Annotated in this window: 13 protein-coding genes; 1 reads left to right on the top strand and 12 read right to left on the bottom strand. The window is 37.8% G+C overall.

Annotated features, from left to right (window positions below):
• Positions 1 to 100 precede the first annotated feature (100 nt).
• Complete coding sequence (locus IPM62_01805; protein QQS39326.1) at positions 101 to 382, top strand: hypothetical protein; 282 nt, start codon at positions 101 to 103, stop codon at positions 380 to 382.
• 86 nt (positions 383 to 468) lie between these two features.
• Here the strand turns inward: IPM62_01805 and IPM62_01800 are convergent, their stop codons facing one another.
• From IPM62_01800 to IPM62_01745, 12 genes are all read right to left on the bottom strand, one after another.
• Positions 469 to 1362 (bottom strand): MBL fold metallo-hydrolase, encoded by an 894-nt coding sequence (locus IPM62_01800; GenBank protein ID QQS39325.1) that lies wholly within the window; start codon positions 1360 to 1362, stop codon positions 469 to 471.
• A 3-nt stretch (positions 1363 to 1365) separates the two neighbouring features.
• On the bottom strand, positions 1366 to 2481 hold the full coding sequence (locus IPM62_01795) for a ComEC/Rec2 family competence protein (protein QQS39324.1): 1116 nt from the start codon (positions 2479 to 2481) through the stop codon (positions 1366 to 1368).
• Entirely contained in the window at positions 2481 to 3164 is a 684-nt protein-coding gene (locus tag IPM62_01790; GenBank protein QQS39323.1) for a ComEA family DNA-binding protein, read from the bottom strand. The genes IPM62_01795 and IPM62_01790 overlap by 1 nt, the downstream gene beginning before the upstream one ends.
• 193 nt (positions 3165 to 3357) lie before the next feature.
• The gene (locus tag IPM62_01785) at positions 3358 to 5958 is read right to left on the bottom strand and encodes a leucine--tRNA ligase (GenBank protein QQS39322.1); all 2601 of its coding nucleotides are present in this window, start codon (positions 5956 to 5958) and stop codon (positions 3358 to 3360) included.
• 756 nt (positions 5959 to 6714) lie between these two features.
• The gene (locus IPM62_01780; GenBank protein ID QQS39321.1) at positions 6715 to 6978 is read right to left on the bottom strand and encodes a hypothetical protein; all 264 of its coding nucleotides are present in this window, start codon (positions 6976 to 6978) and stop codon (positions 6715 to 6717) included.
• Positions 6941 to 8353, bottom strand: coding sequence for a F0F1 ATP synthase subunit beta (locus tag IPM62_01775; GenBank protein QQS39320.1), 1413 nt, complete (start codon positions 8351 to 8353; stop codon positions 6941 to 6943). Before IPM62_01775 ends, IPM62_01780 begins: the two co-directional genes overlap by 38 nt.
• Positions 8353 to 9219: a F0F1 ATP synthase subunit gamma gene (locus IPM62_01770; protein QQS39319.1), complete on the bottom strand. Its 867-nt coding sequence runs from the start codon at positions 9217 to 9219 to the stop codon at positions 8353 to 8355. Before IPM62_01770 ends, IPM62_01775 begins: the two co-directional genes overlap by 1 nt.
• Positions 9216 to 10721, bottom strand: coding sequence for a hypothetical protein (locus tag IPM62_01765; protein QQS39318.1), 1506 nt, complete (start codon positions 10719 to 10721; stop codon positions 9216 to 9218). The genes IPM62_01770 and IPM62_01765 overlap by 4 nt, the downstream gene beginning before the upstream one ends.
• Positions 10718 to 11179, bottom strand: coding sequence for a hypothetical protein (locus IPM62_01760; GenBank protein QQS39317.1), 462 nt, complete (start codon positions 11177 to 11179; stop codon positions 10718 to 10720). The genes IPM62_01765 and IPM62_01760 overlap by 4 nt, the downstream gene beginning before the upstream one ends.
• A gap of 15 nt (positions 11180 to 11194) precedes the next feature.
• Positions 11195 to 11905: a hypothetical protein gene (locus IPM62_01755; GenBank protein ID QQS39316.1), complete on the bottom strand. Its 711-nt coding sequence runs from the start codon at positions 11903 to 11905 to the stop codon at positions 11195 to 11197.
• A 52-nt stretch (positions 11906 to 11957) separates the two neighbouring features.
• Positions 11958 to 13670: a 2,3-bisphosphoglycerate-independent phosphoglycerate mutase gene (locus IPM62_01750; GenBank protein QQS39315.1), complete on the bottom strand. Its 1713-nt coding sequence runs from the start codon at positions 13668 to 13670 to the stop codon at positions 11958 to 11960.
• A 2-nt stretch (positions 13671 to 13672) separates the two neighbouring features.
• On the bottom strand, positions 13673 to 14449 hold the full coding sequence (locus IPM62_01745) for a hypothetical protein (GenBank protein QQS39314.1): 777 nt from the start codon (positions 14447 to 14449) through the stop codon (positions 13673 to 13675).
• Positions 14450 to 14547 lie beyond the last annotated feature (98 nt).

The following is a 14547-nucleotide window of genomic DNA, read 5'->3' as shown; positions in this document are numbered from 1 at the left end:
CTCACAATATGTGATTATTTTACATTCCTCCATGTAAATGCTAGAATCCTTTGTTTCTTAATTTGATAATTATTTTAGTTAGGAAATTATATTAAATAACATGGCAAAAGAAATAATACAGTGTGATGTAACCGGTAAAAAATGTGATCAACCCACGAATGCACGATGTAATACATGCCCCCACGCAAGATTAAAGATTGGTCAAATACTCGATGCTTTTGTGAGTGACCATCATTCTAGCAAAGGAAGACGTGACATTGCACCGACACGCGGTTTTGCACTCCAGGGATATCAAACAATACATACAAATAACAAACCAGCGAGACAAATGCAAGTGTTTATAAAAAACGGTAGAATCTCTGAGACCATTACCGAGGGTTAATCATAAGTTTTACAACACTTACATAGTTCCAAATAATTTATTACTTACCTCTATCGCATAAATCGTGTATACAAATAATCTAGTGATTACTGCTTTTTAATCCAATAACCGATTCCGTCTGTTACTACTTCGATATTACCTTCCAAATCGGTTCTTAGAATCTGAACATTAAATTCATGAAGCAAATCTAGAATTTCCTTATGTGGATGACCATAGCTATTATTTTTCCCAACACTAATTACTGCAACTTCAGGAAGTGTTTCTTCAAGCAAAGTTTTGCTTAATCCATTCTTGCTACCATGATGAGGTATTTTGATGTAGTTTACATGTCCTATGTCAAAACGCGTCAAAATCTCATCGGTAACCTTTGGACCCATGTCGCCGGTAAACAAGGCAGTAAATTCTTCCAGCCTTAATCTAACCACAACAGAATAATCATTAGGATCACTGTCACACTTCATTGTATGTATTAATCCATCATCGTCGGGTTTTAATAAATTGCAATTTTGGCGAATAAAATTCTCGTTTGGATGTAGTATGTCTAAATACATCACACCTATACCGATACTTGCGGTATCTTGCGCTATTATCAGTCGAACCTCTGACCCCCCTAGGACATTTATTAGCGCTTGATATTCTGGAGTGCTATTTCCGAGCCCGGATGAAACGAAATTGTCCACTTTATACATCTTGGCTATTTCAATCAGTCCTCCAAAGTGATCAATCTGTGGATGCGTCAAAATTACAAGCTCAATTTCTCTATCCCAAAACGGCATGTGTTTGTTTAAACACTCAACGGCTCCCCCACCAACCGGTCCTGCATCCACAACAATTTGTTTATCTTTATATACCACAAGTGTCGCATCTCCCTGCCCTACATCACACGAAATAATATGCAAATTCGAATCGGGCAATAAAATTAAAGTACTACAAAGAGTTGTAGTAACTAAGACGCCGACAAATATTAGCAATCTATGCATGTATTAAGAAAATATATCGACAACAAAAAGAAACCATGTCGCAAGCGGGTAATTTAAATAAAGTATCGCTTGTCCTCCTTGCTCAAATACAAGCCCGACCAAAGCTCCCAGTATTCCAATGATCGTAATAGGCACAACCGTCCACAAGATAAATACGTTAATCAAAGGAGACAACACGTTTAACTGTCCAAATTCGAAGAATAAAATTGGGGCAACTCCAATCTGAGCCGCCAATGATGTCGATAGATCCTGACGCACAATTCCGGGGATAAATTTAAGTTTACTTGCAAGGGGACGTTCAAAAAACATTATTGACAAGGTGGCCATAAAAGACAATATAAATCCCAGATCCCCAATCCAATACGGCCAAATAATTAACATCACAACTGCACTCAAAATTAAACTTCGCCAGGCTAGATTTAACCTACCGGCTATAACCGCGGCTAATCCAATCGACCCCATGATTCCGGCACGCACGATTGGTGCGTCAAAACCCGCCATTACAGCGTAAATCCATATTCCTACAAGTGCTATCAGGACAGCTTTTTTTCTACTGACAAATATCACCATCAACCTCACCAAAAAGCCTGCAACGAGAGTTACGTTCATGCCCGAAGCGACAACAACATGTGCGGTTCCGGTTGCCTTTAATTTCTCCCAAAAACTTTCACTGATTAGCGTTTTTGTTCCGATTACCATTCCTGAAGTTAACGCCGCAACGTCTTTCGGAAGCGACCTGATAAATATACCTATAATTGTATTTCGGACTGTGTAAATTACATTGGTGGACTTTGTCAATTTGTGTAATTTGGGATTCTGCAATTTACCCTCTTTGTAAATCCCCTCAACCACAATCTCGTCACCGTAATTAATTTCTGGAAAGGCAGGAAGATAAATATACACTTCATGGAAATTAAGTCCTTGCGAACTCGAATAGCGTACGGGTTCCGATTTAACTTTACCCGACAACAACACTCGATCTCCATCGGAAAACGGAGTTTTGTAGGAGACTACACGGATAATTGCAATCGGAACAAGCACTAGCCAAATAACTAAATACCTTAATAATGGGATGCTCCATTTTAGTCTGTGAGTTGTAATTTTTCCAAGTGTTAACATCAGTAAACTGTCAGTAAATCTTTGTTGCGTTCATACACATTTGACTTGATTATTTTTCTGGTTAGTAAATCTTCGACATTTGAGTAAGGCCGTTGTTCAATGATATTTTGGGCTGTTACTTGGCCTATTCCCCACAGTGCTTCCAGTTCTTTAGCGCTTGAAGTATTAATATTCACCAGTTGTTCGTTTACCGCATTATTAACGCTTGATATACTTTGATAGTCTTCACTTTTGTTAGCACTCCCATTTGATGTTTGCTTACCAGCATATGGTATATAGATTTTTTGCCCATCTTCCACAAAGCTAGCTCTATTTAACACCTTGTCTATCCACTCATTATCGGCGGATTCCTTTAGTCCCCCCGCTATTTCAATCGTATCGGCAATCCGTAGTCCACTGTCTACTTTATAGACACCGGGTGTATTGACCGCTCCGGACACTTCAACCACCAGTGTTTTTCCAACTTCTTGTTTTGCTCCCAATACAATTATTTCTTCAGATTTAGACGTATCTTTAAATAACCAAAATACTCCAATAAGAAGTATCAATACTCCGCAAATAAAAACAATAATTACCATCCTATATTTCAATACTAATTCGGAGACATTTGAAGAAATCTTGTTGTCATCGATGTCAAAGTCATCAGACAATTTCCCCACGTAAAGGGAGCTCTCTTTGGTCATATTTTATAATACGTCCAAGAAATATTAATTTGCAAATAGCTATTTTTGGTATTGAAGCTAAATTAGTTAATTTAAAAGTTGGATATTAAAATCCATTTACTACGTCAAAAACTTCGCATACTTAAGCTAAAGTTAATTGCATTTATCTTGTGTTAATAAAAACCCTCGTCTATCTTAAAACTAAAATAAGAGATTACACAACGAAGTTTACCAATTTGTTAGGCACATAAATTATCTTTTTACAACTAACACCCGTGAGATATGGGGAAATCTTGTCGTTTGCCTGTGCAAGTTTAATCAACTTTTCTTTGTCGTTTGCTACATTTTTATCTACCGTCATCATTGCTCTCAACTTTCCGTTTACCTGCAATACGATATCAAGCGTATCCTCAACTAGATATTTCTCATCAAACATTGGCCATTTGCTCGTATGAATCGAAAAATCCTGACCGAGTACATTAACCCACAATTCTTCACTCATATACGGCGCGTAGGGCGCTATAAGCTTAGTCAAAACGCAAAGTGCACTATTCCATTCGTTTGTCGACAAAGACGCTTTAGTTTCGTTTGCATTGTCTGCCGTGTCTCGTAAGAGATTTACAAATTCCATTATCGCCGACAAAGCTGTATTGAATTTAAAACTATCCATATCACCGGTCACTCTTTTTATAGTTTTGTTCATCATAACCAACACTTTCTCACCATCACTCGTATTTAAAATAACATCCCTGTGGTTGGAAAAAAGATCCCAAACCCGCATCAGAAATCTTTGCATCCCCTCCATGCCCGTATCACGAAAATCACCTCCAGAATCAAATGGACCCAAAAACATCAAATAACATCGCAACGTATCAGCACCGAACTTGGCAATATAGTCATCCGGATTAATTACATTTCCTTTTGACTTACTCATTTTGGCTCCGTCTTTTATTATCAAACCATGACCAAAAAGAAACGGAAATGGTTCTTCAAAATTTAAGTACTTCATGTCTTTTAGTGCCATCGCAATAAAGCGTGAATACAGTAAATGCAAAACAGCGTGTTCTGCTCCTCCGATATATGCATCAACAGGTAACCACTTCTCGGTGATTTTATTGTCCCAAGGCAAATCGTTTGCTTCAGATTTCAACGATGGATAGCGCAGGAAATACCACGAACTATCTAAAAATGTATCAGACACATCTAATTCACGCACGGCAATATTGTTACACTTCGGACAACGAACCTCTTTCCACGACTTTGGAGCGTTAAATAAAGGGGACGTTCCATCGCCTTTGGGTTTGAAATCTTTAATGTCCGGTAATACAACAGGTAAATCTGTTTCGTTGACACAATACCACCCCGGTAAGTCTTGCCTTTCTCCCACTCCCTTTGCGGCACACTTTGCACAATAAATCATCGGAATCGGAGGCCCCCAGTATCGCTGTCTACTTATCAACCAATCGCGAAGGTGGTAGTTATATTCTCTTTCTCCCATCTTGTTTTTTTCAAGATAATCCATCATTTTCTCCTTGGCTTCATGAATTTCTAAACCATTCAAAAAATCTGAATTAATCATGACACCTTCGTTTTCCTGGACTTGGTCAATTTTTCTAATATCAGAATTATCTCCTGAATTAGAAACAACCCTGATTATCGGGATTTGGAAAGCTTGAGCAAATTCGAAATCTCTTTTGTCGTGACCGGGAACTCCGACAACGGCTCCTGTTCCGACGCCCGACAGGACGAAATCGGCCACCCAAATCGGCATCTTGTAACCATTCAATCCGTTAATCGCATACAAACCGGTAAAAACTCCCGTCTTTTCTCTCCCGTCTAGTAGTCTTTGTTGTTCTGATTTGTTAAGAGATGTATTGATATATTCTGATAGTTTAATTTGGTTTTCTGCAGAAACTGCGGATAATAGATTTTTTTGTGCGTACTCAGGCGAGACGACAATAAAGGTTGCACCAAAATTTGTATCCGGCCTTGAAGTCCAACAAACCACCGTCTTGTCGGTATTCTCGATTGGGTAATTTATATTAATACCCTCTTTTTTGCCAATCCATTTTCTTTGGGCAATCTTAATTTTTTCCGGCCAATTAAGACCATTTCCCGATTTTCCTTCTTTTGACAAACTCACCTTTTCACCATTATCTTTAAGTGGAGTATCAATATTGGCCAATAATCTGTCGGCATACTCGGTAATTCTAAAATACCAGGAGCTCATTTCTCGCCTTTCGACTATAGATTTACAGCGTTCACAAGCTTCGTCCTCCACTTGCTCATCCGCAAGCACAGTTTTGCAATTTGGACACCAATTAACTTTCGCATTTCCTTTATATGCTAATCCCTTTTTAAATAGCTTTATAAATAGCCACTGAGTCCATTTGTAATACTCTTTATCATAAGTTTCTAATCGCATATCCCAAGCGTACGAATTACCTACCTTTGACAGCTGACCATAAAACTTGTCCTCAGTAATCTGAGCATTTTCCTTGGGATGCCTACCAACTTTAATCGCATAATTCTCACTATGAATTCCAAAACCGTCAAGTCCGATTGGCTCAAAGACATCAAAACCCGACATTCTTTTATAGCGACCATAAATATCCGCGCCTGTAAATGCATACATATTCCCAACATGTAAACCTTCTGCAGATGGATAAGGGAACATCATTAGGTTGTAAAAAGGTTTCTTGGCATTAAGAATATCTGGGGTATAAATGTTTTTTTCCAGCCATGTTTTCCACCACTTGGATTCACAGGCAATATGATCAAAGCTATTGCGGGTTGAACGTTTATTGCTAGACATTTTTATTGTTTTTCGGCTCAAGTATAAACTCTTATAGTATTGGGTTCAATCCCGTACTAGATGCTTTAGTTTAATCAATTTACCCGATGAAAATCTATACTCACCTCCTGCCTCTACTTTCGAATTTCTCATTTTCGTACATTTACAACTTAGGACATTTATTAACTGAAATATACTTTACCCTTATAGTACTTAAGGTATATTTAGCCTTTCGGAATATTCGTATAATTTATTTCTGCATGATAATTAACGCATAATATGCCTATTTAATCAGAATTAACCGTAATGCAGAAAATATACATATCTGTGAAAACATAGGAAATTTATTTACTGCATCAAAATATTTTCGTCTTTTTTTTTCCGCCTCGGTTTCCCATAACCACTATCACTTTGATAATACAAAGTATAGATTTCATTTTTCACTGAAAAATAATTTATATGGATTATGAATAGCTGGGAACTGGCTTATTATAATTAATTTGCTCAATACAATCCTAAACCGATTTCTTGATTTCTTAATCCCTGGATTCGGACTAAATCTTCTTCGATATCTTTTAGCACTTATTCGTATATACTGCCAATACTCTTCAATTATAAGGTGTAGAATTCCCAAACAACAACACTTAATATTTTCACAAAATTATTGGAACACCTATTTCTCTCGCAAACCATCTAAGAAAATTGAATAATTTACCGCAAACATGGCTTCGATAAAGTATATCAAAATATATATTAGTATATGCAGAAATTCATTTATTAGCTGAAGCCAACTCCTAGATAGACATCGGCTTTGTTATTCTCTACTTTTATGACTCCGTTTTTAATAGGAATTTCTTTTTCTTTGTTGTCAGGCGTAACAATAATTAATTTATTTTGAACAAGGGATATGAAGTTAGCGTGCTTTGCGAGAACATCAAACTCACCCTTCTCGTTAAAAGAAGTCAAACTTACCACTTCACCTTCATAGACAACCTCATCCCTGTCATGAATTTTCAAAATAAGCTGTTTGTTCGGTTCCATGTTTTATTTCCTTAACGCTTCCAACATACAAAAATTCCTGCTCGTCTACCCTATCATATTCACCCATAATTATACTATTCACATCTTTAACTGTTTGAGCTACAGGAATATATGAACCTTTCTCGCCTCGTTGATTTTCAGCTACAAAAAACCGTTGTGACATAAAATTTTTAAGTCTTTGAGCACGTCGATATGTTATCCTGTCTTGTTTTGAAAGCTCAGATTCTCCAACCAACGAAACGATTCGCTCTAAGCTCTGTGCTTGCTTTAGAACCGATTTTGCATTCAAAGCAACATCAAAATGAAAATCACCAACAATATCTGTGCTTAACGCTGTCGACGTTGACGACATAATATCAATTGCCGGCATAATGCCTGATTGATAAACATCGCGCGATAAAACAACAATCGAATCCAAATATGGAATTACTGATTGTACGGCATGATCCAATAAGTCGTCGGCTGGCACATATATCGCTTCAACTGTAGTAATGTTCGCATCTTTAGTCGATACAAGACGTTCATGGAACTGTGCCATTTCGCTTTCAAGCGTAGCTTGATAACCATCTTCGGATGGAATTATGTTCATTAGGGTTGACAGTTCGTTTCCCGCTTGGGCAAAACGGAAAATGTTGTCAACGAAAAATAATACATCCTTTTTTACCTCATCGCGGAAATATTCCGCCAGTGTAACACCCGAGAAAGCCGACAAAAACCTGATTGCAGGATTTTCTCCCATCTGGCCAAAAATAAGGCAGCTCATGTTCAAAGTTCCGCGCTCCATTAATGCTTGATATAATTCCAGAGCTTCTCTCGTGCGTTCTCCTACCCCCGAAAATACAGAAACGGTATTTCCCTTACTATTACCAACAATGTTGTGCAGAAGTTCAGTTAGAAGCATAGTCTTGCCTACTCCCGCCCCTCCGAACAAACCAACCTTGCCACCTTGGAGAACAGGGCAAAACATGTCTATCGCTTTTATCCCTGTTTCAAGTATTTTTGACTGAACTACAACATCTTTGTTTGCATACCTTTGATTGTGTATTGCCCAATGATCCTTTGTGACTATCTCTTCCTTGGCATCCTGTGGAAAACCAAACATATTTACGGCTCGCCCCAACATGCCTTGCGATACCGGGAATTTTAAGGAATCACCTGTGTTAACTACCAACGCACCCCGATAGATCTTCTCAATTTTTGTGAGAGCAAAACAATAAAAAGTATTCAAACCACTCGACCCATAGACCTCAAGTACCACAGACTGGTCATCTTTTAATCTCAATATATCGTGAGCTGCGGGTTTAACACCATCAAACTCTACTTCAACGACATATCCACGAACGCTTTTGATTTTTCCTTCGGATGAATTTTTCATTACCACATATTAATACTGACTAGTGAATTCAATTGTTTTCTATTGTTTTCTTTATGACCAATTCTTAGTTTTCGCAATCCAAGTTTTTTTACCCTCTCGCTTATATTTTCATCAGCACGATCCATGGCCATCACCCTCGATGCGAATTTCGATAGTTGTCCTTCCCGCGCCGTCTGCTCAAAACGTGCAGCAAAAATCTGCGTTTCAAAAAACATCAAAATTTTCTCTAAAGACGGTTCAAATATATATGATATTCCAACGTCGGGTCGTGCATCATCCAGAGAAATTTCTGCTGAAATAGTCAGCAAATCAGGTTTTTGAGAAACAACATTGATAAACTTTCCATAATATACATGTATTTCTTCATACTGAACAATATGCTTAACAATTTCGTTTAAATCATCTGATTTGACTTTCTCGTCAGGAATTTCGAAATAGGTATATGGTTTTTCGGGAAATTCGGTTTGAAATAGATTCAAACCCTGTTTACCTACAATTGTGACTTCAACGTCTTGATTTCTTGTTTCTTCGGCAAATTGCTCGAATGTGGTTTGCACAATACTTCCGTACAAACCGCTGTTTGCCGACAGCAACACAGATACGGTTTTCCCGTTATGAGCAAGAAATGTAATCGCTTTGTTGTTTTTTGAATTTCGCTTCTTAATAAGCTTTTTTACTTCACTTGCGTATGATGCCCTGACTTTTTCAAAGATATCTTCTATCTCATCAAGAAATTTTCGGTTTTTAACTACAGTATCTCTTGTCCTGACCATGCGCAAAGATGCGATTTCCTCATAAGCACGAACCAGATCTCTAAAACCTTTCAACTGATCAATTTCACCGGATATTTCTTTTTGTGAACTCATTTCAACAACTCTCCTTTCAGTCTTAACGCTTCCATAAGCGTATCAAATGTACTACTATTATTAATCAATGTATCAATATCGTTGCGGTATTTTTGATCACTAGCGTATTTTGTCCGTATAATTTCGATTGCATGTTTGAACTCAGCTGTTTCGACACTTTTCCAAGTTTCAATCCAAATACCGGCAACAATTAAAATACTAACCGGAAGAGGAATAATCGCTTCACTGGATTGGTTAAAAAATTCTTTTAACCGTGCTCCGAGCATCAACTCTTTTCTTGATTTGTCGGTAAGTTCGGTACCAAAATGCATAAATCTCTCCAAGTCACGCAAACGAATTAGAAAACTAGTCACCATTCTCGATAAATCACGTACTAACGGACTCTGCGCTTGTCTACCGACACGGGTAACACTTAGAAATGGATTAATTGCGGGGCGTCTTCCTTCATTATATAAATCTATATCAAAGTATATGTGTCCATCTGTCATTGACATGAGATTTGTCTGGATATAACCCGATAAATCTCCCATAACAAGTTCTGCAACAGGCAAGCAAGTAATTGATGAGTTTATCGTATCGAGCTTTCCCTGCGTGTTTTTTCGTACTAGTTGAAAATTTCCCGCACGCTCGAGCAGTCTTGAATGTATATAAAAAATATCACCAGGATAAGAGCTTCGTCCGGGAAATCTTCTGGCAAGTAATGTAATCTCACGGTAACATTTCGCATGCGCCGTCATATCATCTAGAATAATTAACACATTCTTGCCTTTATCCCTGAAATATTCAGCGATTGTCATGGCCGTGTAGGGAGTAAGATAAATCAGACTTGCGGGATCGGCCGAACTAGAAGCAACAAGTACGGCAGAGTCTTCGATATTCATTTTCCTAAAAAATATATCAATCTCAGCAATGTCGGATCTTTTTTTGGCAATTGCCGCGTAAATAATTATCATCCCCTTGCGTGCTGCCGACAAAGCCGAAGATAGAAGAAATGGTGTTTTTCCTGTTTTCCTATCCCCTACAATTAGCTCCCTTTGCCCCAATCCCAGACTAACAACCAAATCGACAATCGACACCCCTGTTTCAAAATTCTGATCAATGTTTTTGCGGCCACTAATACCATATGGCGTTGGATTTAGAGTTCTTGCCTCCAGTAATTTAGGATCGAGTTTTGTTTTTTTGTTCTCACTTTCAACAGAACGAATTGGGCTTCCAAGCGGATCAATCGATTTTCCAAGTAAATGTGGACTGACCAAAATATTTAGCTGCTTGCCTGTCCGTGCAACTTTAGTGCCTACATCCACGCTACTATTTGATAATAATAAAATTTCGACAAAATCAGTATCCAAAGTTAATACCTGTCCTGTTTCACCAGTTTCAAAACATACCAATTCCGACGGACTGGCACCAGGTAAACCGTTGACGTAAACTAATATTTGAAAAACTTTTTCCACATATCCCACCTCGCCAGTTTTATTTAGAAACGTATCGAAGTCAGTCATTTGTAATTTAACAGTTTAATAAGATCCGTCTTTTTGTTTTCAAATTTTGTTTTGAAGCTTTGAGCCAAAGTAAAGTCACCGTAATTACCATTATAAGAGACTGTAGCGCCTGCCACTAAATCACTATTTACTTTGATATCCATGACAATGTTAGTTCCGATATTAATGTTTATCCAGTTTTTGAGCCTAGTTAACGTTTTCTCATTGGGTTCAAGCGCTAAACCTAATTCTATTGATTCAACTTTCGTCAATCTCAATTTGATATCTTTAAGCAGTTTTTCTTTATCCTTGTTCTGGGCCAATTTTTCAACAAACCTTGCAGTACTTTCTCTAACAGAGTTTTTGAGCGCTTCTTCAAACCCCGGAGCTTTGAACAAGCTGGCAATTAATACATCTATTTCACCCTCAAGCATTAATACTTCATCTTGTGTTTTTAAATTTTGAATAAACTCGTCCATTGTAGAAAAATATGATTATTTAAGCACCCCTTCGTCCTTGGCTTGTTTGAGCGCTTTTGTAATTAGTTCTTCGTGATCTCTGGGCGACAATCCCTTTTCTAGAAATTCTCGGGAAACCAGGTAAACAGCATCCAATATTTTTTCATCAAGTTTAGTAATTTTTAATTCTTTGATTTCCTCAAAGTCCTTCTGAATCCGTTCCCTTTCCGAAGCTGCCAAGGTTTGCATGACGTTCTGAAATTCAAGCAATTTATTTTCAAGGTTTATTTTCAGTGATTCTATTTGAGAATTTACATTCTGGTCAAATTTAGACAGCGATAAGTCTGTACCTGAAGTAACATCTTTTGATATATTTTGTATACTTATCTCAGCCGAGTTTTTAACTTGCTCAAGAGCTTGACCAAATAACTTTTGATAATTTGCAAGGGCAATTTGTAATTGTTTTTCCAAAACATCAGATTGCACTTTATTAAAGACATTTGCATCACCGATCATCTGACTTGCTTTCGAATTTGCTGAATCCAATATCTTTATTGCTTTAATATTGGCTTCGTTTATTATCTTATTACGCATGTCTACCGCTTTTGAAGAATCCTCACCTGTTTTACTTGATAAATCAACGTATTTTTTTGTCAATTTAATATAAAAACTAATTAATGCGATGAGTAATAACGCAAAAGCACAGACCGTAAATGACAAAACGTAAGTTAGAGCAGTATCAGCCATATATCTACTTTAGTTGACTTAAGCTTCAGTAGCAAGAGTTTACTACCGGGAATCAGGACTGTGAGGCCAACAAGTTCTTTCCTGTCATAACCTCTGGCTTTGGAAGATTCAGTAAAGCAAGTATTGTAGGAGCAACATCCGACAAAGATCCATTAATGTTAAATTTAATGTCGCTAACAATTACTCCGTTTTCAACATTTGTTTTCAAATCATTTCCAATAATATATACAGGTACAGGATTGTTTGAATGTTCCGTATTTACTTGTCCTTGTTGGGTCGTGTAATAAAATGAAGTTTTGTCAAAGGTGAGCATTTCTTCGCAGTTACCGTGGTCAGCTGTAATTAATACATAGCCATTTCTTCGTAACGTTTCCGCAACCACTTCTCCAACCGCGTTATCCGTAAACGATAAAGCTTTTTTCGTAGCATCAATATTTCCACTATGCGCAACCATGTCAGGGTTGGCAAAATTCATACAAATAAAATGATAAATATCTTTTGTGATAGCTTTTTTGAATTCCCGTACTATTCCCGCCACGTTCATTTCGGGCATTTTGTCATATGTCGGAACTTTTGGTGACGGTACAATTACGACTTCCTCATTCTCATAAGGCGTTTCTTTCAAACCATCCATGTAGAAAGTGACCATTCTTTCTTTTTCACTTTCGGCAATATGCATTTGTCTTAAACCGGCTTTTGAAAGCACCTCGGGCATGCTATTAATAACAATCGGTGGCGGGTATGCAATCGCGGAAACCGGAAGGTTTTTTTGGTATTCCGTCATGGTTGCAAAAAACAAATTTGCTGGAACTTTTTCTCGGGTAAAAGTTGGTCCTTCACTAGTAGTTTTATCTAGTTTGATATTGTGAGGTACATGTCCGAATTCAATCTTTTTTATTGTTTCAAAATTCGAAAGCACAAACGACATTGTAAGCTGGCGAGGACGATCAATCCGGAAATTGAAAAAAATCACAGCGTCATTATCATTAATTAAATCTGCCGCACCCGCTTCCCCGATAACCGTAGGTGGTATAAATTCGTCGGTAATATTATTGGCATAATTGTTTTTCATCGCCTCGAGTGCTGTACTCGACCTGGGACCATGACCCATAACCAGCGCGTCATAAACAAGTTTTGTTCTATCCCATCTGGCATCTCTATCCATCGCATAATACCTACCCGCAAGTGTTTTTATCTGCCCAACCGGCATCTGATTGAGCCTTGATTCTATTTCGGCGATTACGTTAATTCCGTCTTTGGGTGGTGCATCTCGTCCGTCCGTAAACAAATGAAAACGTGCACTATGTATATTTTGCCTTAAACAAAATTCAATCAAGGCATAAAAGTGTTCAATATCCGAATGCACACTTCCCGAACCTACAAGCCCCATGATATGTAATTTTGAGTTATTAGTACGTACATGGTTAACCGCTTCAATAAAAGCCTTGTTTTCAAAAAACGTTTCATCCTTAATCGATTTATTTATGTGCACCAAACTCTGATCTACCGTCCTACCTGCACCTATTGTTAGATGGCCAACTTCCGAGTTACCTGCTTCATTTGCCGGCAGTCCGACAGATTCTCCAGATGCTATTAGGGATCCATACGGATAAGCGGTTTTATAAAAGTCCATATTGGGCATTTTACTTTGCGATATTGCGTTCCCCACTGAATCGGGCGCAATACCGAAACCGTCAAGAACAAGCAATACCACTGGTCTAAGGGTATTTGAATTGATCTTTTTTATAAAAGGTAATCGTATCATTGTTAGAGAATTAGAATTAAATAAGCCAATATTAATCCCGAAAGTACTATAACAATAGTAATAGTAATATGTAGTATTACACTAAACTGTATCATTTTAGCGGCGAGCGGATTTCTACCCATTGCCTCTACTCCGGATTTGGCAACCCGTCCAAAGTAGACAAACCCCAATACAAATGCAACAAGAATTATCAAAGCCGCCAATAAATATCTAAAGGCAGCAAACGGTTCAAATAACGGAATTGCCAAGCCTTGTCGAATTACCTGGATCAAATTTGTACGTGCACTGGACAATCCTGCGGCAGGATGGATGTTGACAGCTACGAGTACGTTACCTATTTCATCCGGATTATCAGAATCAAATGAACCCAAGGAGGAACCAAGTACATAACCACTTCGGTCTGCAACTTTCCCCACTCCGGGTTTTGTGCTACTTGTTATAAAGCTCCCTTCAACTACAGAGCCGTTTTCGGTAGATACTCTCACAGTTGCAATTCCACTTGAGACAACCAAAACTGTTTCAGCCTCGGTAGTTTCAAAAGCCGCTGATGGGTTATTTGTCGCCACACCATATATTTCTGGTTCATATTCAGTCTCACACAAACCATAATTCTCACCATCTTTACAGATTAATGAACCATCCGGAATTTCATCATTTACCGGAACCGTGATCGCTACACCAGAAGTTGTCACTTGCGCACTTGTACTTGATACAAAGTACATACCGCCCAAAAATAGCGTTAACAGTGCAATTAATACTAGAGCTTTAATTCTATTCACAATATTAGATCATACTAAAACAAAATGTCGTTTATTGCATTTTGTTTTTCCTTGCAATGTATTTATATATCTAACTCAAAAAGAAATAAAAACAAATC

The organism is Candidatus Woesebacteria bacterium (assembly GCA_016700095.1).
Taxonomy (GTDB): domain Bacteria; phylum Patescibacteriota; class Microgenomatia; order UBA8517; family UBA8517.
This window is presented reverse-complemented; position numbering and strand designations above follow the sequence as displayed.

Bases quoted from the DNA above. Each gene is read 5' to 3' on its own strand.
- IPM62_01775 (QQS39320.1), bottom strand. From the start codon at position 8,353: ATGAAAAATTCATCCGAAGGAAAAATCAAAAGCGTTCGTGGATATGTC.
- IPM62_01805 (QQS39326.1), top strand. From the start codon at position 101: ATGGCAAAAGAAATAATACAGTGTGATGTAACCGGTAAAAAATGTGAT.
- IPM62_01755 (QQS39316.1), bottom strand. From the start codon at position 11,905: ATGGCTGATACTGCTCTAACTTACGTTTTGTCATTTACGGTCTGTGCT.
- IPM62_01790 (QQS39323.1), bottom strand. From the start codon at position 3,164: ATGACCAAAGAGAGCTCCCTTTACGTGGGGAAATTGTCTGATGACTTT.
- IPM62_01770 (QQS39319.1), bottom strand. From the start codon at position 9,219: ATGAGTTCACAAAAAGAAATATCCGGTGAAATTGATCAGTTGAAAGGT.
- IPM62_01795 (QQS39324.1), bottom strand. From the start codon at position 2,481: ATGTTAACACTTGGAAAAATTACAACTCACAGACTAAAATGGAGCATC.
- IPM62_01800 (QQS39325.1), bottom strand. From the start codon at position 1,362: ATGCATAGATTGCTAATATTTGTCGGCGTCTTAGTTACTACAACTCTT.
- IPM62_01780 (QQS39321.1), bottom strand. From the start codon at position 6,978: ATGGAACCGAACAAACAGCTTATTTTGAAAATTCATGACAGGGATGAG.
- IPM62_01750 (QQS39315.1), bottom strand. From the start codon at position 13,670: ATGATACGATTACCTTTTATAAAAAAGATCAATTCAAATACCCTTAGA.
- IPM62_01760 (QQS39317.1), bottom strand. From the start codon at position 11,179: ATGGACGAGTTTATTCAAAATTTAAAAACACAAGATGAAGTATTAATG.
- IPM62_01765 (QQS39318.1), bottom strand. From the start codon at position 10,721: ATGACTGACTTCGATACGTTTCTAAATAAAACTGGCGAGGTGGGATAT.
- IPM62_01785 (QQS39322.1), bottom strand. From the start codon at position 5,958: ATGTCTAGCAATAAACGTTCAACCCGCAATAGCTTTGATCATATTGCC.